At 73.8% G+C, this 19,608-nt stretch carries 9 protein-coding genes and 3 pseudogenes; 2 read left to right on the plus strand and 10 right to left on the minus strand.

The genetic code is table 11. From position 1 onward, the window contains the following. Window positions 1-191 precede the first annotated feature (191 nt). Both D9753_RS13955 and D9753_RS13965 read right to left on the minus strand, forming a co-directional pair. A complete protein-coding gene (locus D9753_RS13955) occupies window positions 192-1,469 on the minus strand; it encodes a hypothetical protein (RefSeq protein WP_121787322.1) in 1,278 nt (425 codons plus the stop codon). 247 nt (window positions 1,470-1,716) lie between these two features. Further along, window positions 1,717-2,512, minus strand: a pseudogene (locus tag D9753_RS13965) (class II aldolase/adducin family protein). A gap of 139 nt (window positions 2,513-2,651) precedes the next feature. On the opposite strand from D9753_RS13965, the gene D9753_RS13970 reads away from it, so the two are divergent. Then, on the plus strand, window positions 2,652-3,119 hold the full coding sequence (locus D9753_RS13970; protein ID WP_121787323.1) for a pyridoxamine 5'-phosphate oxidase family protein: 468 nt from the start codon (window positions 2,652-2,654) through the stop codon (window positions 3,117-3,119). A gap of 13 nt (window positions 3,120-3,132) precedes the next feature. Here D9753_RS13970 and guaA read toward each other — a convergent pair whose 3' ends face one another. Continuing rightward, a complete protein-coding gene (guaA, locus tag D9753_RS13975; RefSeq protein ID WP_121787324.1) occupies window positions 3,133-4,713 on the minus strand; it encodes a glutamine-hydrolyzing GMP synthase in 1,581 nt (526 codons plus the stop codon). Between the two features lie 284 nt (window positions 4,714-4,997). Between guaA and D9753_RS39340 the strand changes: the two are divergent. Beyond that, window positions 4,998-5,361 (plus strand): annotated as a pseudogene (locus D9753_RS39340) (chorismate mutase). A gap of 469 nt (window positions 5,362-5,830) precedes the next feature. Here the strand turns inward: D9753_RS39340 and D9753_RS13985 are convergent. The 7 genes and pseudogenes from D9753_RS13985 to D9753_RS14015 all read right to left on the minus strand — a co-directional run bounded on the left by D9753_RS13985 (window position 5,831) and on the right by D9753_RS14015 (window position 19,238). Continuing rightward, window positions 5,831-7,610, minus strand: a pseudogene (locus D9753_RS13985) (GMC oxidoreductase). 111 nt (window positions 7,611-7,721) lie between these two features. After that, window positions 7,722-9,335, minus strand: coding sequence for a succinic semialdehyde dehydrogenase (locus D9753_RS13990; protein ID WP_121787325.1), 1,614 nt, complete (start codon window positions 9,333-9,335; stop codon window positions 7,722-7,724). Between the two features lie 128 nt (window positions 9,336-9,463). Continuing rightward, complete coding sequence (locus tag D9753_RS13995; RefSeq protein ID WP_121787326.1) at window positions 9,464-10,417, minus strand: serine/threonine-protein kinase; 954 nt, start codon at window positions 10,415-10,417, stop codon at window positions 9,464-9,466. A gap of 145 nt (window positions 10,418-10,562) precedes the next feature. Then, window positions 10,563-12,320 (minus strand): protein kinase domain-containing protein, encoded by a 1,758-nt coding sequence (locus D9753_RS14000; protein ID WP_121787327.1) that lies wholly within the window; start codon window positions 12,318-12,320, stop codon window positions 10,563-10,565. 107 nt (window positions 12,321-12,427) lie between these two features. Next, entirely contained in the window at window positions 12,428-14,194 is a 1,767-nt protein-coding gene (locus D9753_RS14005; protein ID WP_121787328.1) for a serine/threonine-protein kinase, read from the minus strand. 229 nt (window positions 14,195-14,423) lie between these two features. Next, entirely contained in the window at window positions 14,424-17,063 is a 2,640-nt protein-coding gene (locus D9753_RS14010) for a protein kinase (RefSeq protein ID WP_121787329.1), read from the minus strand. Between the two features lie 165 nt (window positions 17,064-17,228). Then, complete coding sequence (locus D9753_RS14015) at window positions 17,229-19,238, minus strand: serine/threonine-protein kinase (protein WP_121787330.1); 2,010 nt, start codon at window positions 19,236-19,238, stop codon at window positions 17,229-17,231. Between the last annotated feature and the right edge of the window lie 370 nt (window positions 19,239-19,608).

A 19,608-nucleotide genomic window follows, 5' to 3' on the forward strand; every position in this document is an offset into this window, starting at 1 on the left:
CCGTGCCGGATTCACCTCACTCTCCCTCCAACGGCACCCCGTCTTCCCTCTCGCCCCTCGCCGCCATCCCGTACGCCCTCTCGCCCCTCGCCGCCACCCCGTACGCCCTCTCGCCCCTCACCCTCGCCCCGTACGCCCCACACGGCCCCCCCCCCAGAATCACCTCTCTCATCGCACCGCTCCCCCGTCGCTCACTCCGTCACGTGGACCGGGTACCGGTTGGTCGCCGCGCCGGCCGCGGTCACCACCTGGATGTCCACCGCACCGGGCTCGACGTCGGCGGGTACGGGCACGGTCAGGGCGGTGTCCGTGGGGTTGCGGAAGCCGCCGGTGACGGGGACGAGGGGGACGTGGACGTCGACCGCGCCGATGCGGACCACCATGCGGGCGAGGTGGTCGGCGGTCCGGGCGCCGGGCGGGACGAAACCGGCGCCGCGGATCTCGATGTCGTCGCCGGTACGGACGGGCCCGTCGAGGTCGCCGGGTTCGCGGGCGCGGACCACCGAGAGGATCACGGGGCGACCACCCTCGGCGTACTTGCCGGCCAGGTAGGTCCCGGCCGAGATGAGCACGATCACGGCCAGGCCCCAGGGCAGGTCGGGCAGCAGATCGGGGCGGCGGGCCAGCCGTACGGCGGCGAACAGCAGGGCGACGGCGCTGACGGCGACGTACTGGATGTCGGTGAAGGCGCCCCGGCCGGAGTCGTCGGTGAGCAGGTCGGCGGCGCGCGGCCGGTGGGCCGGCACCTTCTGGAGCCGCTGGGCGAGGATGCGCAGGCCCACCACCCGGCGAACCAGGACGGCGATGCCGCACACCACGGCGAGGACGGTCAGCACACCCGCACCGCGTGCGAGGCCGAGGCCCGAGACCAGGGCGTCGCGTGCGGCCGGGTCGGAGGCCGCGGCCAGGCGGGCGGCCAGCAGCAGGACGGCGTAACCGACGAACAGCACCCAGCAGGCGGCCACGGTACGGGAGGTGGACATGCGGTTGTCCTCGCCGATCACCGGTGCGAGCGCTCCGCCGCGCGCCCGGTGGAGGAAGCAGGCGGCGGTCAGCGCACCGGCGACGGCGAGCGCGGCGAGCAGAGCGGCGGTCCGGGCGCCGGTCCAGCCCGCGCCGATCGCGGTGAGGGCCTCGGTGAGCAGCAGGACGGTGACCGCGCCCCACACCGTGTACACCGTCCGCAGCCACAGCCGGGCGAGCCAGGTGGCGCCCTCGGCCCGGCCGCGTTCGGCGACGGCCTCGGCCCGCTGGGTCAGTTCCTCGGAGACCCACTGGCGGGACGCCGGTGCGGAGTGCGCCACGGCGGCCGGCAGTCCCCGGCCGGCCGCGAACTCGTCGCGCCGGCGCAGGAACGCGGCGACGGCCCGCCGGTGCCCCTCCCCCGCGCCGTGCGGGCAGTCCCCGCAGGTGCAGCCGCCCTCGTCGCCCTCGGCACCCGTGCCCCCTCTGGCCTCCTGCACCGCCATGCCCGACGCCCGCCTTCCCCATGACCTGCCGTCATGGCCGCCGGTCCGCGCGGTGCGCGCGACCGTCCGGCAACTGCCCGATGTCGACAGCGAATTGTGCCCTACATCAGGGCCTCGGGGGCCCTGGTGCGGGGGTGCCGCGGGTGAAGCGTGGACCGCCGTGTTGACCCGGCTGCGCACATTGCCGTACCGCCGGGTCGACACAGCGGGGGAAGTCCGTGGTGACGGAGGTGGCCGTACCGGGGCTTCAGCCGAGGAGGTCCGGTTCCCTGCGGCTGATGTCCTGCCACAGCGGCTGGTAGTTGATCCAGGCCACCAGGTCGCCGCCGAGCTGTTCCCGGGTGGCGACGGCCGGTCTGTGGTCGATGAGCACCGGGCGGCCCGCCGCCTTGGCCATTAGCTGCACCTGGCAGGAGCGCTCCAGGGACAGGAACCACCAGGCCGCCGCGTCCACCGAGTCGCCGACGGTGAGCAGCCCGTGGTTGCGCAGGACGAGCGCCTTGCGGGAGCCGAGCGTGGCGGCGATCCGGCGGCCCTCCCCGGCATCGACGGTGACACCGGTGTAAGCGTCGTACAGGGCGATGTCCTCGTAGAAGGCGCAGCTCTCCTGGGTGATCGGCTCGATGAGGTCGCCGAGGGCGGCGAGGGCGCGGCCGTGCACGGAGTGGCAGTGGGCGACGGCGACGACGTCCGGGCGGGCGGCGTGGACCTGGGCGTGGACGGTGAAGGCGGCCTGGTTGACGTGGTAGCGGCCCTCGACGACCTGCCCGTCCTGATTGGCGAGGACGAGGTCGCCGACGGTGACGTGCCGGAACGGCATCCCGAACGGGTTGACCCAGAAACAGTCGGTGAAACTCGGGGTCGCGGGCCGTGATGTGCCCGGACACCCCCTCCTCCAGGCCGGCCCGCCCGAAGATGCGCAGGGCGCCCGCGAGCCGCTCCTTGCGGTGCCGGCGTTCGTCCTCGGCCGACTCGTGCATGGGCGGCATGGCGAACCGAAGCTGGTCGGTGGGCAGCGGCAGGGGCGGTTCGGGCCCGCGCATAGGTCCTCCAGCACTGGGATTGCCGTACGGGCGGAAGTTACCTCCGGCCGGGGCGGAAGAGCAGAGCCGTCGTGTGAAGATGCCGTATGCCGCGGATACCCGACAGAGGATGTCGGCATTCCCGGCGAGAGTGTCCTGTATGAACTGGGCAGCCTTCAGCACCGCCGCACCCGAACTGGCGGCGACCACCGAGAAGCGTTTCGGCGCGTACCGTCATCATGTTCTCGCGACCCTCCGCAAGGACGGTTCGCCCCGCACGTCCGGCCTCGAGGTCCGTTTCCTGGGCGGGGAACTCTGGCTCGGCATGATGCCGGGCTCCCTCAAGGCCCTCGACCTGCGCCGCGACCCCCGCTTCGCCCTCCAGGCCAACCCCGGCGAGGGGACGGGCATGGGCGGTGGAGACGTACGGGTCAGCGGGCGGGCGTACGAGGTGGAGGACGGCGCGGCGAAGGCCGCGTACGTGAAAGAGGTGGAACCGCCGCAGCCGTTCCACCTCTTCCGCACCGAGCTGACGGAGGTCGTACGGACCTCCGTCGAGGACGACAGGTATCTCGTCACCCGTGTCTGGAAGCCGGGAGAGCCGGTGCGCACTCTCCGGCGGAGCTAGGCCCCGGGGAGGACTACTCCCACTCGATGGTGCCCGGCGGCTTGGAGGTCACGTCGAGCACGACCCGGTTGACGTCCCGGACCTCGTTGGTGATGCGGGTGGAGATGCGGGCGAGGACGTCGTAGGGCAGCCGGGACCAGTCGGCGGTCATGGCGTCCTCGGAGGAGACAGGGCGCAGCACGACCGGGTGGCCGTAGGTGCGGCCGTCGCCCTGGACGCCCACGCTGCGGACGTCTGCGAGCAGCACGACCGGACACTGCCAGATGTCGCGGTCGAGACCGGCCGCGGTCAGCTCCTCGCGGGCGATGGCGTCGGCCTCGCGCAGCAGGTCGAGACGCTCCTTGGTCACCTCGCCGACGATGCGGATGCCCAGGCCGGGGCCGGGGAACGGCTGGCGCTGGACGATCTCCTCGGGCAGGCCCAGCTCCTGGCCGACCATGCGGACCTCGTCCTTGAACAGCATGCGCAGCGGCTCGATCAGCTTGAACTCGAGGTCCTCGGGCAGGCCGCCGACGTTGTGGTGCGACTTGATGTTCGCGGCGCCGGTGCCGCCGCCGGACTCCACGACGTCCGGGTACAGGGTGCCCTGGACGAGGAACTCCACGGCCGGGCCCTCGTCGGCGATGATCTCGGCCTGGGCCTGCTCGAAGACGCGGATGAACTCGCGGCCGATGATCTTCCGCTTCTCCTCGGGATCGCTGACCCCCTTGAGGGCGGTGAGGAAGCGCTCCTCGGCGTCGACGACCTTCAGCTGGACGCCGGTGGCCGCGACGAAGTCCTTCTCGACCTGCTCGGTCTCACCCTTGCGCATCAGGCCGTGGTCGACGTAGACGCAGGTCAGTTGGTGACCGATGGCCTTCTGCACGAGGGCGGCGGCGACCGCGGAGTCCACCCCGCCGGACAGACCGCAGATCACGCGCTTGTCGCCGACCAGTTCGCGGATCGCGGCGACCTGCTCCTCGATCACGTTGCCGGTGGTCCAGTCCGGCTTCAGGCCCGCACCGCGGTACAGGAAGTGCTCCAGCACCTGCTGGCCGTGCGTGGAGTGCATGACCTCGGGGTGGTACTGGACGCCGTAGAGCTTCTTGTCGTCGTTCTCGAAGGCGGCGACCGGGACGACGTCGGTGGACGCGGTCACCGTGAAGCCTTCGGGCGCGGCGGAACAGGCGTCGCCGTGCGACATCCACACGTGCTGCTCGGCGGGGGTGCCCTCGAAGAGGGTGGAGGACACCCGGGAGACCTGGAGGTCGGTGCGGCCGTACTCGCGGGCACCGGTGTTGTCGACCGTGCCGCCGAGGCTCTGCGCCATCAGCTGGAAGCCGTAGCACATGCCGAAGACGGGGACGCCGGATTCGAAGATCTCGCGGTCGAGGCGGGGAGCGCCCTCCTCGTACACCGACGAGGGGCCGCCGGAGAGGATGATGGCCGCGGGCTTCTTGGCGAGCATCTCCCGGACCGGCATGGTGCTCGGCACGATCTCGCTGTAGACCCGCGCCTCGCGGACGCGACGGGCGATGAGCTGGGCGTACTGCGCGCCGAAGTCCACGACCAGAACGGTGTCGGGGTTGGCGGCAGTGTGAGTCGCTGATGACACGGGGTGCCTTCTGGTGGTCGGGCGGGGGTCTGTGCTACCGAGTCTAACGGGGTGGACGGGGAGGCTTCCTCTGCTGAGGGCCCGTGGCATACTGGCGCCATGCTCCAGCACGCGATCTTCGTCTTTACCTATGGCACCCGGCCCGCCGGCTGCCATGGTCGTGCTGCTTGAGCGAACCGCCAAGCGACTTCCCAGGCGCCCCGGGCCGACAAGGCCCGGGGCGCCTGTCGTTTTCCGGGTTCTGCCGTTCCAGGGCATCCGCCGTCCCGACCGAGGAGCCCGACGTGACCACCACCAGCCCGCACCTGAGCACCGCCAGCCTCCGCGCGACCACCGCCCACCCGCACGCCACCACCTCCGGCGCGCACGCGACCGCCACCGGTCCGCACGCGACCGCCACCAGTCCGGAAACGGTCATCGCCGACGCCCCGGGAGCGCATCGACGTGCTCGACGACCGGATCATCGGCCTCGTCCAGGAGCGGATGGCCGTCTCCGCCGTCGTCCAGCAGACCCGGATCGCCTCCGGCGGCCGGCGGGTGAACCTGTCCCGCGAGATGGAGATCCTCGGCCGCTACCGCGACGCGCTCGGCAAGCCGGGCACCTCCCTCGCCATGACCCTGCTGGAGCTGTGCCGGGGTCGCGTCTGAGTTCGCCCCCGTTCTCACCCGTACGGCGCGTGACCAGTGCGCGCACCGCGTCGTTGAGGGGGTCGTCCGTGCCGGCCCGGGGCCGGCCGACGGAGAACCGCACACCGGCCGGAGCCCACAGGCGGGGATCGCCTGCGCAGGCCTCTGGTCGCAAGAAGCGAGCGGCGCGCTCCCCCGGGCGCCGCTTCCGGGCACCGGCGCCGCCCCGACGCCGGTGCCGACCGGCACATGGGCCCCGCGGCCTCTCCGTCCCGCGGGGCCCTTCGTCATGCCCGGCACCGGGACGGGGCGCATACGTGACTCAGGTCACAGGGGAACAACACGGCCCCGGAGCAACCCTTCGCGCTTCTCGCTGATCAAACCTGCCGGATCAACAAACGGTGAGAGGGACCTGCCTCCGGAGGGGGAGGCAGGTCCCTCTCACCGTTCGTCCGCGGCTCAGCCGCGCGATCCGTCCGCGCCGTTCCGGTCACTTCTTCGGCGGCACCGCCGGTATCCCAAGGAACGGCAGCCGCAGCGCGCCGAACGCGTCCGCGGGGACCACCGGGGTCTGCGGTTCCACCGGCTTCAGCCGCTCGTACGCCGCTCCCCGCGCCGGACGCGGATCCTGCTCGCCCTTGTTCGGCCAGAACGACATGGCCCGTTCGGCCTGCGCCGTGATCGTCAGCGAGGGGTTCACGCCCAGGTTCGCCGAGACCGCGGCGCCGTCCACCACCGAGATGCCGGGGTGGCCGTAGAGGCGGTGGTACGGGTCTATCACTCCCGTCTCCGCGGAGTCGCCGATGGGGCAGCCGCCGAGGAAGTGCGCGGTGAGCGGGGTGCCCATCAGCTCGCCGACGTTGCTGCCGGCGAAGCCGTTGATCTCGGCGGCGAGCGCGGAGGCGGCCTGGGTCGCGGCCCTGATCTGCTTGGGGTTGGGCGAGCCGTGCCCCTGCCCGGGCGGTGAGCAGCCCCTTGCCGACGCCGCCGGGCTTCAGGAACGTGGTCAGCGAGTTGTCCAGCGACTGCATGACGAGGCCGATGATGGTCCGCTCCGACCAGCGCCGGTTGGACAGGGAGCGGGCGACCAGCATCGGGTGCCGGGCCGCGTTCGCCAGCCAGGCCAGCATGCGCGAGGAGCCCTCCGCGTACGGCACCTGGAGGATCGACAGGCTGCCCATGGAGTTGGAGCCCTTGCCGTAGCGGACCGGTTCGATGTGGGTGCTGGCGTCCGGGTGGATCGAGGAGGTGATGGCGACGCCCCGGGTGAAGTCGGCCCGTGGCGCGCCGGTGGCCCGGTGGTAGCGGCGGTTGTCGGTCTGCGCGCCGACCAGCGCCTCGGAGTTGGTGCGGGTGAGGTCGCCGAGCCGGGGGGACAGGTAGGGCAACTGGCCGCCGGCCTTCATGCGGTGCAGCAGGGTCTGGGTGCCGTAGGTGCCGGCCGCGAGGACGACCCTGCGGGCGGTGAAGGTCCGGCCCTGCCCCCTCTTCTTCCGGTCCGTCGGCAGGGTCGTGACCGCGTAGCCGCCCCGCGAGTCGTCCGTGACGGACACGACGGTCGTCATGGGGTGGACGACCGCGCCCGCCTTCTCGGCGAGGTACAGGTAGTTCTCGTTGAGGGTGTTCTTCGCGCCGTGCCGGCAGCCGGTCATGCACTCGCCGCACTCGATGCAGGCCTTCCGGCCGGGGCCGGCGCCGCCGAAGTACGGGTCGTTCACCTCCGCCCCGGGCCGGGCCTTCGTCTTCCCGTCGGCGTCCTTGCCGTCGCCGAAGAACACGCCGACCGGCGCGAGGTGGAAGGTGTCGGCGACGCCCATCCGCCCGGCCGCCGCCTTCAGGTGCACGTCGGAGGGGGTCATGGTGGGGTTGATCCGGACGCCGAGCATGCGCTGGGCCTGGTCGTAGTACGGCTTCAGCTCTTCCTGCCAGTCGGTGATGTCCCGCCACTGGGGGTCGTCGAAGAAAGGCTTCGGCGGTACGTAGAGGGTGTTGGCGTAGTTGAGCGAGCCGCCACCGACGCCCGCGCCGGCCAGCACCATCACGTCGCCCAGGAGATGGATGCGCTGGATGCCGTAGCAGCCGAGCCGGGGGGCCCACAGGTAGTTCTTCAGGTCCCAGGAGTTGCGCGGGAGGTCCTCGCGGGTGAAGCGGCGGCCGGCCTCCAGGACGCCCACCCGGTATCCCTTCTCGGTGAGGCGCAGGGCGGACACCGAGCCGCCGAAGCCTGAGCCGACGATGAGGACGTCGTAGTCGTAAGCGTCCTGGGGCACGGGTGTCTCCTCATTGGGTGTGCGTGCGGGCCGTCCGTGGTCTTACGCGCTCGCGCGGCCGAGGGAGCGGGGGGCGCCCGCCGGCTGCGGCCCCGCGCCCCCGCGCCGCACTCAGCGGAACCGGAAGGCCTTCATGAGCCGCAGGCTCGTGCTCATGAAGGCGGCGTACTTCTCGTCCGTCATGCCCAGCGAGGGCGCCATGGGCAGCAGCCGCTGCCGGGCCACGGTCTGGGCCTCGGTGTACTTGAGGATGCCCTCGGAGCCGTGGCGGCGGCCCAGGCCGGAGTCCTTCATGCCGCCCATGGGGGACTGGACGCTGCCGTAGGCGGGGGCGTAGCCCTCGTTGATGTTGACCGTGCCGGTGCGCAGGCGGGAGGCGATCTCCCGGCCGCGGCGGGCGTTCCGCGTCCAGACGGAGGCGTTGAGGCCGTACGGTGTGGCGTTGGTGCGCTCGACGGCCTCGTCGTCGGTCGTGAAGCGGTAGACGGAGACGACCGGACCGAAGGTCTCCTCCTCGCAGACGGCCATGGAGTCGACGACGCCGTCGAGGATGGTGGGTTCGAAGAAGTAGGGACCGATGTCGGGCCGGGCCACCCCGCCGGCGAGCACCTTCGCGCCCTTGGCGACGGCCTCCTCGACGTGCCGTTCGACGGTCTGCAACTGCCGCTCGCCGACCAGCGAGCCCATGTCGGCGCCGTAGGCGAGGGAGCCGCCGAGCCGCATGGCCCGGGTGCGGGCGGTGAAGCGCTCCAGGAAGGCGTCGGCGACGGAGTCGTGGACGTACAGCCGCTCGATGGAGATGCACAACTGGCCGGCGGAGGAGAAGCAGGCCCGGACGGCTCCGGCGGCGGCCTTCTCGATGTCGGCGTCGTCCAGCACCAGCATGGCGTTCTTGCCGCCCAGTTCGAGGGAGACGCCGATCAGGCGGGCGGCGGCGCCGACGGCGACCTCGCGGCCGGTGCGGGTGGAGCCGGTGAAGGAGACGTAGTCGGCGTGCCTGACCAGCTCCGGCCCGACGACCGGGCCCTCGCCGAGGACGACCTGGAAGACACCGTCGGGCAGCCCGGCCTCGACGAGCAGGTCACGCGCCCACAGCGCGGTGAGGCAGGTCTCCGTGTCCGGCTTCATCACCACGGCGTTGCCGGCCGCGAAGGCGGGCAGGGCGTCGCCGACGGACAGCTCCAGCGGATAGTTCCAGGGGGCGATCTGGCCCACGACCCCGCGTGGGTGCCGGAGTTCGGTGACCTGCGTCAGGGCCGGCACGGCGCCCGCGTGCCGCCTGGGGCGCAGATAGGCGGCGGCCCGGCGGCCGTAGTGGCGGGCGGCGACGGCGACGGCCTGCACCTCCTCGTGCGCGTGCAGGCGGGCCTTGCCGGTCTCAAGCTGGATCAGGTCGAGGACCTCGGCCTGCCGCTCCAGCACCAGGTCGTGGAAGCGGAGCAGGACGGCGGCCCGCTGCCGTACCGGTACCTTCGCCCACACGGCCTGCGCGGCGCGGGCCGCCTCGAAGGCCCCGCGGACGTCGTCCGGGGTGGACTCGGGCAGGTCGGCCAGTCTCTCGCCGGTGAGGGGGGTGTGGTTGGCGGTACGGCCGGTGCCGGCGACTCCCTTGACGAGCTGGGCCACCAGCTCCGGGGTGACCACGTCGGCGGCCGTGCGGGCGCCTTCTGGAGCGGGCGCGAGCGGGTTGGTACCGGCGATGTCCGGGGCCTGCGTGTCCGTCATGAGGCGCAGGGTATGCCGCGGCGCAGGCTTTGTGTACCCGTCGGTAACGGGGATTCACGCAGTACGCACATCCCGCCAGTGATCACTGGCAGCGAATATGCTGATCATGGGCGTCGAGTGGGCGGCCCTCAGTCGCTCTCGGTTTTCTTGGCGAGGAGCAGACCCAGCGCGGACAGGGGCGCACGCCACGGCGCCGGCGCGGGGGCGGGCGCGGCGCCACCCGCGGGGGCGGGGGCGGGGGTCGGGCCCGGGGTGGAGTCGGAGGGCGGATCGGGGGCGGACGCCGGGTCCGGACTCGGCGCCCGGGGTATGGGGACGGGTTCCGGTGCGGGGGCCGGGCCGAGGTGGTCGTGGAGTACGGCGGCGACCTCCTCGGCGTCCGGCCGCGCCGCCGGCTCACCGGCGTGCAGGCGGTCCAGCAGTGGGCCCAACGGACCCAGCCGCCCGGGGTCCGCGTCCCCCACGGCGGCACGCAGCAGCGCGCCCAGGGACCACAGGTCGGAGGCCGGACCGGCGCCGGGCCCCGCCGCCCGCTCGGGGGCGACGAACCCGGCGGGCGACTCGTCCGCGTGCCCGTCCCCGATGCCGAAGTCGGTGAGGACGACCCGCCCGGTACCGGACTCCAGCAGCACGTTGGCCGGTTTGACGTCCCGGTGCACGATGCCGACGGAGTGGGCGGCGCGCAGCGCGCCGAGCACGGCGAGTCCGATACGGGCGGCCTCGGTCGGCGGCAGGGGGCCACGGCGCAGCACCTCGCGCAGGGACTCGCCCGCCACCAGCTCCATCACGATCCAGGGGACGCCGTCCTCGGTGACGACGTCATACACCGTCACGGCGGAGGGGTGCCGCACCCGGGTGGCGGCCCTGGCCTCGTGGTGGAGCCGGTGCGCGACGCGCCGGCTCTCCTCGTCGGTGGCCGGATCACCGGGCAGCAGCGGCTCCTTGACGGCCACCAGCCTCCCGCCCTGTTCGTCCCGGGCACGCCAGACGGTGCCGGCCGGCCCGGATCCCAGACGTCCGGCCAGCCGGTAGCGACCGCCGATCAGGCGTGCGTCGAGCGGGAGTTCGCCGTCTTCGGTCATGGCACATGAGTACCGTGCGCACCAGGCCGTTGTCGAAGCGGGCGGCCGTAACCGCGCATCCGGCGCCGGCAACCGCCGGCCCGTAGTCCCGCGGTCTCCCGCGGTCCGAACCCATGGCCCATAGCCCACAGGGTGCGCCGGCCGGTCACGCCTCCGTGACCGAGAAGGTGTCCAGGGCCACGTCGAAGTACTCCCGGGCCTCCCGCACCCTGCCGACCGGCGCCGACACCCACACGTCGTACAGCCGCCCGCCCTCCTCCCAGCACAGGTCGTAGGTGTGGCGCGGGCCCTCCGCCGCACTGAAGCCGTCCCAGGTGAACTCCCAGAGCGCGGCCGGGTGTCCGGCGTGCCTGGTCCGTGCGACCCGGCCGTCGCGGTAACCGGGGTTGCTGGAGGCGCCGTCGGCGGCCGACCGGTTCATCACCCCGGCGGGGCCGCCCGGCTGGGGCGGGCCGACCTTGACGCCCAGGCGGAAGGTCTCGCCCGGTGAGAGGTAGAAGACCCGCTCGCCCTGTGGGCTGCGGGTGAAGTCCTCCGGTACGGCGAGGGAGAAGCCGGCCGGGTCCCGGGCCGCGCGGTAACCGGAGGGCGCGGTATGCGAGTCGGCGGCGGTCGGGCGAGGTGCGGCGGAGGCGGCCGACGGGGTGGGCGACGAGGTGGGTGAGGGGGTGGGCGACGCGGTCGGCCGGGTCGCTGGTGGCGACGGGGACAGGGCCGTGCCTCCCGTGCCGGTCCGGGTGGCCGGGCTCGTCGCCGTACCGCCCGGGGTGCCGCCGCCCCCGCCCCCGTCCCGGTGCAGCAGCAGCGCCGCGGCCGACACGCCCGCGCCGGCCAGCGCCGCGACGAGCAGCGCCGCGACCAGCACACCGCGGGGCGACGACCGGGCCGGCACCGCCTCCCCCGGCGACCGGGGCGAGGCGTACGGCGGCGGCCCGCCGTGCGGGAGGTCCCACTGAGGGGGCGGGTGGTGCGCGGAGGGTTTCGGCGTCCGGCCGCCGCCGATCCGGTGGAGGCGCCCGCTGCCGTGCGTGCTCCCCGCCGCGCCCTGCCCGCCCGGCGCGGGCGGCGTCCGGCCCGTCTCCAGGTACGTCCCCAGCATCTGCTCGGCGTCCGCCGCGCCCAGCCGCCGGTCGGGGTCCCGTTCCAGCAGGCCCAGGACGACGGGCAGCAGCGGTCCGGCCTGGGCCGGCGGCCGGATCTCGTCGGCGACGACGGCGTGCAGGATGCCGCCGAGCGAGTCGCGCCGGAACGGCGACTCGCCGCTGAGCACCGTGCACAGCAGCGCGCCCAGCGACCACAGGTCGGACTCCGGGCCGGTGCGCAGCCCGGACATGCGTTCCGGCGCGGTGTACTCGGGCGAGCCGACGAAGGAGCCGGTCTCGGTGAGCGTCGTGGCGCCCTCGACCTGGGCGATGCCGAAGTCGGTGAGGACGACCCGGTCGGTGCCGGACTCGAGCAGGACGTTCGCGGGCTTGATGTCCCGGTGGAGCACCCCCGCCTCGTGTGCCGTACGCACCGCGCTGAGCAGGGCGATGCCGATCCGCGCGGCCTCGGCGGTGTCGACCGGGCCGTGCCGGGCGATCCGGTCGGCGAGCGAACCGCCGTCGATCAACTCCATGACGAGGTACGGCCGTTCGTCCTGCTCCACCACGTCGTGCACCACGATGATGTGCGGGTGCCGCAACTGACAGACCGCGCGGGCCTCGCGGAACGTGCGGTCCCGGCGGCGACGCGCGTCGTCGTCCGGGAGCGCGTCGTCCGGAAGGAGTTCCTTGACCGCCACGTGACGGCCCAGCACCTGGTCGCTCGCCCGCCAGACGACGCCCATGCCGCCGCGCCCGATGCGTTCCTCCAGGCGGTAACGGCCCGCGATCAGCCGGAAGCCGGCTCCCTCGGTCCCCATGCGCCCCATCATGCCGCACGGCGGGCATGCCCTCCGGGGCGCCGACCGGCCAAGCCACCCCGCACAGCCTGCCTGTTTCGGCCGTCTGCGCCGCCCGCCGCGCCGGATCAGCCCTCGTTCGGCTGCTGCCAGCTCCGCAGTACCCACGTGAACCGCTTGCCGGCCGTCACCCAGTCGGCGGCCGGTGCCGACATGTAGATCACGTATTCGGTGCCCTCACGGGAGAAGTACGTCTCCTCGACAGCATGGCGCGGCCCGGCGACGTAGGGCGGGTCCTTCTTCAGCGCGGTCCAGGTGTACTCCCACAACGCGCCGTCGCGGTCGCGGTAGATGTTCTCCTTCATGGTCACGCGCCGGTAGTCGACCAGCCGCTGGAGCTGCCGCTCCAGGTCCTCCTGGTGGGAGAGGGGCTTGGCGTAGTCCGGCGCGGTGTCGATGGCGATGCGGACGAAGTGTCTGCCACCGTCGGGCGTGTAATCGACCTGCTTGAGGTCGCCCTCGATGCCGTACACCTTGCGCGTCCAGCCCTTGGGCAGGGAGAGGCTGAAGCCCAGCGGGTCGTGGTACGTCCGCCAGCCCGCGGGGATCGTGCCGGTGGAGCCGGGCGTGCCGCTGCCGCTCACCGCCGGCTGCGGAGCCGGGCCGGAGTCGCCGCTCGTCCGGGTGTCCTGTTCCATTCCGCTCCACCACTGGACGGCCGCCGCCGCGCCACCGCCGAGTACCGCCGCGACGGCCACGACCAGCGCGAGGGCGCGCAGCCGGTGGCGGGGCCGGTCATCCGCCCGGCCGCCCCCGGTGGCGGGCTGCAGCACGGTGACCCCACCTGCCGTCGACCCACCGGGGCTGACCGGGCCGCCCGTGGGCGTGCCGGCCATAGGTGTGCCGGTGGTGGGCGTGCCGGTGGTGGGTGCCGTCGGCCAGCCTTGACCGGAGCCCGCCGGTGCGGGGCCGTAACCGCCCGCCGGGGCCCCGGAGTCGTAGGGCCCGCCCGGGCCGTGACCGCTGCCCGGGTGCACGCCCGAACCCTGGGTGGGGACGAACGCCTGTGCCGAACGCGGTCGGCGGCCCTCCGCCGCCTCGGCGAGCATCTGCTCCGTCTCCCCCGCGTCCGGGCGCCGCGCCGGGTCCTTGTGCAGCAGCGCGGCGATGACGGGCGCGAGCGGACCGGCGTGTCGCGGCTCGTCGGCATCCTCCTCGACGACCGCCTGCATGGTGCTCAGCGGCGAGGTGCGCCGGAACGGCGAGCGGCCCTCGACGGCCGTGTACAGCGTGGCGCCGAGCGCCCACAGGTCCGAGGACGGGCCGGGGTCGTGACCGCGCACCCGCTCGGGCGCGAGGTAGTCGACCGAGCCGACGACCTCCCCGGTGCGCGTGATGGTGGTGTCGCCCTCGATCTGGGCGATGCCGAAGTCGGTGAGCAGGACCCGGCCGTCATCGCCGAGGAGGACGTTGCCGGGCTTGACGTCCCGGTGCAGTACACCGGCGCCGTGAGCGGCGCGCAGCGCACGCAGTACCCACAGCCCGATCCGCGCGCTCTCCGCCGGCTCGATGCGGCCCCGCTCCTTGACCGCGTCGGCCAACGAGTTGCCCTCGACCAGCTCCATCACGATCCACGGGCGGCCGTCGTGTTCCAGGACGTCGTGCACGGTGACGACGGCGGAGTGGTTGATGCGCGCGGCGGCACGCGCCTCGGACCGGGTACGGGCGAGCAGGACGGACCGGTCGCTGTCGGAGACGTAGAGCGCGGCGGTCAACTCCTTGACGGCGACCTGCCGGTGCAGCACCTCGTCGTGGGCGCGCCACACCCGGCCCATGCCGCCGCTGCCGATGGAGTCGGCGAGCCGGTATCGGCCCGCTATGAGCAGGCCCTGCATCTGATTCACGTTGCCCCGCAATGCTCTTGACAGGCTCAGACTAAGGACCGGCCTGCCCGCAGGGAACCGGCGGGGTGCCAAGGTGACAGCACTGTGACGGTTGACGCCCCCCGCACGCGCGCGCGTATCGCTCCCGGCCGGCGGGCCGCCACTGCGACCGCTCAACTGCGAGGGCGGTACGTGGCGGTGGCCCGTCCGGCCGCCGCGCCGGCAGGCCCCCGTGACCCGCTCAACCGCTCAGCCGGTACGTCGTGGTCGCCTGTTCGTACAGCCGGGTCACCTCGTCGCGCTCGGCCTCCGGGCCGCGGACCTGGATGACGTGGTAGCGCCCGTTCAGCAGCAGCGCCATGTTCCGCACGAACAGGTCCCGCCCCTGCCCGTCGGTCCAGGTGAACTGCCCCTCCGCCATGGTCCGTCCGCCCACCTCGATGGTGCGCAACCCGGTGGCCGTGGCCCAGCTCGAGTCCCGGTACGGCTGGAGTTCACGCTCCTTGTCCCGCTGGTAGGCCATCGGATCGCTGCCGAACGCCGAGGTGCCGTCCCGCCCCGGTACGACGATCAGCTCGAAGTTCCCCTGTGCGTACTGCACTTGACCGCTGCCGTTCTTCGGGGTGCGGTGCCAGCCCTCGGCGACGGCGACCTGGAAGCCGTCCGGGTCCTTGCGCAGGGTGAAACCGTCGGCGACGGCGGAGTCACCGCCGGTCTGCGTCTCGGTCGCGGGCGCGGAGGCGCCGCCGTCCGGTGCGCTCGGCCCGGCCGACGCCCCCGCGGAGCGGGACGGCACGGGGCCGGTCCGCCCGGTGACGCCGGTACGGCCACGGTCCGCCTCGCCGCTCTCGCCCTGTTTCGGCATGAGGAGCAGCGCGTAGGCGACCGCGCCGGCCAGCAGGAGCAGGATCAGCAGGAGCAGGGTCCGGCCCAGGCTGCGCGGCGAACGGGCGCCCTCCCGGGCCCGCTTGTGCCGGCCGTGCGGGTGGGTCGCGGGCAGCCCGGCACGGCGCCGGCGCACCAGCTCGCCGCGGCGCCGGACGATCGGCAGTCGGCGCGGGTCGGTGGGCGGCACGGGCACGACGTTGATGCCGGCGTCGGGTTCGGGCGCGGAGCGCACCAGTGACCGCAGCCAGCCGCTCAGCTCCTCCGTCTCGGGCCGCTCGGTGGGGTCCTGACGCAGCAGCGACTCCACGACCGGCCGCAGCGGGCCGCACTCCTCGGCGAAGGCGGGCGGCTCGGCGCAGACCAACTGGACCAGCTCGGCCGTCGACTCCTCCGGGTACGGCGCGTGCCCCTGCACCGACCGGAACAGCAGCGCGCCCAGCGCCCACAGGTCGGTGGCCGGACCGATCGGCGCCGCAAGCTGCCAGTTCTCGTGCACGGATCCGGCCTGTTCCGGCGCCCACCGCTCGGTCACCGGCCCCACGACGGTCATCCGTAGCTGCCGGGCCCGCTCCGCGGCCAACGCCGTACCGGGTCCCCGCCGCACGGCACCCCCCTCGTCCCAACAGGCGGCCGAGGGTGCGGAAACGCCGGAGGACTCGCCCACGCGGCCGGGAACGGCGGAACGACCGGGATCGGCGGAGTGGCCGGGAACGGCGGAGTGCTCACCGCGCGGTGCGGCGCCGTGCCACGGGGCGCCGCGCACCCCGTACGGGTCGGCTATCCGCTCGGACGGCCTCGCGCCGCCCGTCTCCGGGCCGTACGGCGACGGTGCCGCGGCGTCGGCTCGGCCGGTACCGCCGCCGGCCTCGGCCGGTGGACGGGCCGCGGGCAGGGCGGGGCGCCCGTACTGCTGGGCCTCTTGCACCCGGGCGGCGGCCCGGGCACCCGCGCGGTAGGCGGCGATGGCACCGGCACGGGCGGCGCGGATGTCCTCGCCGCTCTCCAGAGCCCGCTGGCCCGCCGGCCCGGACGCACCGGCACCGGTCGCTTCACCCGCCCCCGGGACCGGCAGGCCGCCGGCCGCCCGCGCCTGGATCGCGGCCCGGCGCGCCGCCTCGGGATCGGCCCCCGCGGCCGGCCCACCGTCCGGACCGCCCCCGGCGAAGCCCCCGTCACCGTCGGAGACCGCGGGCACACCGGAGACCCCTGACCTGCCGGAGACCCCGGGCACGCCGGGAACCCCGGACCTGCCGGAAGCGCCGGGAACGCCGGGGACACCCGCGACGCCGGGAGCTCCCGCGTCCCGCCCGTCTCCCGGCGAATCGTCCCCCCGTACGTCCCCCGCCTCCCCCACGTCCGCCGTGAGCCCCTCCGGAGCCGGCACCGGGTCGTACCCGCACAGTGCCTCCTCCGCCGCGCCGACCGCGAGGCCGGTCAGCATCACGCGGCCGTCGTCGCAGACGAGGACCGTGCGGGCGGTGAGGTTGCGGTGCACCCAGCCGTGGGCGTGCAGCACGCGGAGCGCCATGAGGACGTCGGAGGCGACCTCGGCCGCCCGGTACGGCGAGAGCGGGGTCTCGGCGAGCAGGGCGGCCAGCGGGCGCGCGGCCACCAGCTCGCTGACGATCCACAGCGACCCGCCCTCGGCGAACACGTCGAAGACCTGGTCGAGGCGCGGGTGGTCGGGGACACGGGCGGCGGCCTGCGCGGCCTCGACGGCACGCCGCACGGCCGGGTCGGCGGGCTGCCGGGTGGCGGTCCTGGCCTCGGGTGCCCGGCGGGACGCGCGCTCCCGTGCGGTGAACCCCTCGGGCAGCCCCTCCGCGTCGAGGACCTCGGCCTCGACGACCTCCGGCAGCGGGACCTGCCGGACCAGGACCTCCTGACCGCTGTAGGTGTCGAAGGCGCGGGTCTCGGTGAGTTCGTACGCGTCGGACGGCGGAAGTGGCAGGCGGTAGCGGTCGGCGAGCACCCGACCCGCGTAGTCGTCCACTTGGCCTCCCCCGGCCGCCCGAGATCCGTCACTTCCGTTCGTCGTACGGCCCGTTTCGCACACGCATGCGGCTGCGTACGGTCCGCGACCATTCACGATACGTGCCGGAGGCAACCCGCACGGAGTGGATGACGGATTCCCACGCACCAAACCGGCGCGCCCGGCCTACGACTTGGGCGTGAAGGACTTGGTGAGCGTCTTCCAGGTGTCCTTGCGCAGATCGCCGTGCCAGTCGGCGCCCTTCGCGGTGTACATCAGCGCGTAACCGAGGTGGCCGTTCACCACGAAGCCCCGGTCGATCGTCCGGTACCCGGTGCCGCCCTCGTCGTAGGTGAACTCCCAGTCGGCCGTGTTCCAGCCGCGGTAGCCGACCTTCTCGATGCGTAGCTTGCGGTACTGGGAGCGCACCATGTAGCGCTCCTGGTTCTTCCAGTCCGCCACCGGGTCTCCCTTGGGCGTGCCGGTCCAGGCGACGAGCAGCTTCTGTCCGGCGGGCCCGGTGTAGCGGTCGCCGGCGCCTCCGGTGGAGCGGTACTGCCAGCCCTTCGGCAGCCCGATCGAGTACCCCTGGCCGCTCTTGCGGGTCGAGACCGCCGGGGCGCTCCCGCCGTCCTTGCCGTCGTCCTCACCGCCGGACGGGCCGGAGTCGTCGGCGGACGGGCCGGCGTCGGAGTCCGGCCCGGGGGCCGACGCCGAACCGGTGCCGGCCGGTGCGGCGCTCGCGCCGTCCGTCCGCTTCCCGCTGGCCGTGCCGCCGCCCGTCTTCCTGTCCTCCTTGGTGGACGCGGTGGCGCTGGCGGCGGCCTTGGCTCCGCTGTTCCCGCCGTTCTTGTCGTCGCCGCTCAGCGTGAGGGCGAGCACGGTGCCGAGCACCGCGAGAGCGACGACCACGGCGATGATGACGAGCGTGCGCCGGGGCACCACGTCGGTCAGCGGCGCCCTGGGCACCGGCCTCGGCGGCAGGTCCAGGTCCGGCGGCGGCACCACGGGCCAGCCGGAACTCTGCTTGGCCGCACCGGAGTCCGGCACGGATCCGGAACCCTGTGCGGGAACGGCCGGTCTGCCGGCCGGACCGGTGCCCGCCGGCCCGGCGGCGGCGGACCGCGCCCCGGTGGCCGCACCGCCGGCCGCCGGGGCCGTCGTCTCGCTCGTGGTCCTCGGCCGCGCCGCCGCCGCGCCGGCGGCCTTGCGGACCGAACGCAGCGCGCCGCGCCGTTTCTCCCCGGCCTCCTCACCGCGCTTGCCGCCGGGTGGTCCCGGCTGCGCCGGCAGGGGGACCACGCGTGTGGCGTCCATCGGCTCCTGCTCGGGCGCGTGGATCACCGCGTTGAGCATGGCCCGGGCCCCGGCGTCGTCGAGCCGCTGGGCCGGATCCTTGGTCAGCAGGCCGTAGATGACGTCCCGCAGCGGTCCCGCGTGCTTCGGCTCGTCCAGGGACTCGGTCATCACCGCGGTGAGCGTGGCGATCGCCGAGCCCTTGTCGTAGGGCGGCACCCCTTCGACCGCCGCGTACAGCAGGCCGCCGAGCGACCACAGGTCGGCCGCCGGTCCGGGCTTGTGGCCGCGGGCGCGCTCCGGGGAGATGTAGGAGGGGGCGCCGACCAGCATGCCGGTGGAGGTGATGGACGGGTCGCCCTCGACCTGCGCGATGCCGAAGTCGGTGAGAACGACCCGGCCGTCCTCGGCGATGAGCACGTTGGACGGCTTCACGTCCCGGTGCAGGATGCCCTGGCGGTGCGCGGAGCGCAGTACGTCGAGGACGGCGAGCCCCACCTCGGCGGCGCGCCTGGGCTTCAGCAGGCCGTCCTCGCGGATGACCTCGGCGAGGGACTTGCCCTCCACCAACTCCATGACGATCCACGGCCGGTCGTCCTCGTCGACCACGTCGAAGACCGTCACCGCGCTGTTGTTGCGGATCCGGGCGATCGCCTTGGCCTCGCGCAGGGTGCGCGTGATCAGGCGCCGCTTCTCCTCCTCGTCGATGTTCGTCGGGAACCGCAGTTCCTTGACGGCGACCGTCCGGCCGAGGGTCTCGTCCTCGGCGCGCCAGACCGTGCCCATGCCGCCGCGGCCCAGCACGTCTCCCAGCCGGTACCGCCCGGCGAGGAGACGCCGCTCGCCGTTGTCCTGACGAGTCTCCTGACGGGATGTACCCGCCCGCTCCGTCTCCGACATGCGTCCCCTCATACAACCCGCCCTGACAGAGCCTCCATTGTCTCTTACCCCGCAAGTGGCCGACGCCCAGGGTGCCTGTGGCCGAAGGCCGCCTCCCGCGCCCCCGAAGCCCTCGTGAAGCGGGCGTTCCGCTTACCGGGATGATGGGTTGCAAGAGGGGAGGAACCGGCATGCCGACGCTTCGGACACTCCCGGCCATACCGGCGTCCGCCGTGGCCGCCCCACGGGCGCGGCACCGACGGCGACCCATCCGCCCGGTCCCGCTGGCCCACCCCGGCGGGCTGCCCGGCTTCGGGAAGTCGCCCGGAGCACGCCTCCGCTGACCCCACCTCAGACCTACCCATAACGCCCCCTCCCTCCGCCCACCCGG

Source organism: Streptomyces dangxiongensis, assembly GCF_003675325.1.
Classification (GTDB): domain Bacteria; phylum Actinomycetota; class Actinomycetes; order Streptomycetales; family Streptomycetaceae; genus Streptomyces; species Streptomyces dangxiongensis.

Bases quoted from the DNA above. Each gene is read 5' to 3' on its own strand.
- D9753_RS13955 (WP_121787322.1), bottom strand. From the start codon at position 1,469: ATGGCGGTGCAGGAGGCCAGAGGGGGCACGGGTGCCGAGGGCGACGAG.
- D9753_RS13970 (WP_121787323.1), top strand. From the start codon at position 2,652: ATGAACTGGGCAGCCTTCAGCACCGCCGCACCCGAACTGGCGGCGACC.
- D9753_RS13990 (WP_121787325.1), bottom strand. From the start codon at position 9,335: ATGACGGACACGCAGGCCCCGGACATCGCCGGTACCAACCCGCTCGCG.
- D9753_RS13995 (WP_121787326.1), bottom strand. From the start codon at position 10,417: ATGACCGAAGACGGCGAACTCCCGCTCGACGCACGCCTGATCGGCGGT.
- D9753_RS14000 (WP_121787327.1), bottom strand. From the start codon at position 12,320: ATGGGGACCGAGGGAGCCGGCTTCCGGCTGATCGCGGGCCGTTACCGC.
- D9753_RS14005 (WP_121787328.1), bottom strand. From the start codon at position 14,194: ATGCAGGGCCTGCTCATAGCGGGCCGATACCGGCTCGCCGACTCCATC.
- D9753_RS14015 (WP_121787330.1), bottom strand. From the start codon at position 19,238: ATGTCGGAGACGGAGCGGGCGGGTACATCCCGTCAGGAGACTCGTCAG.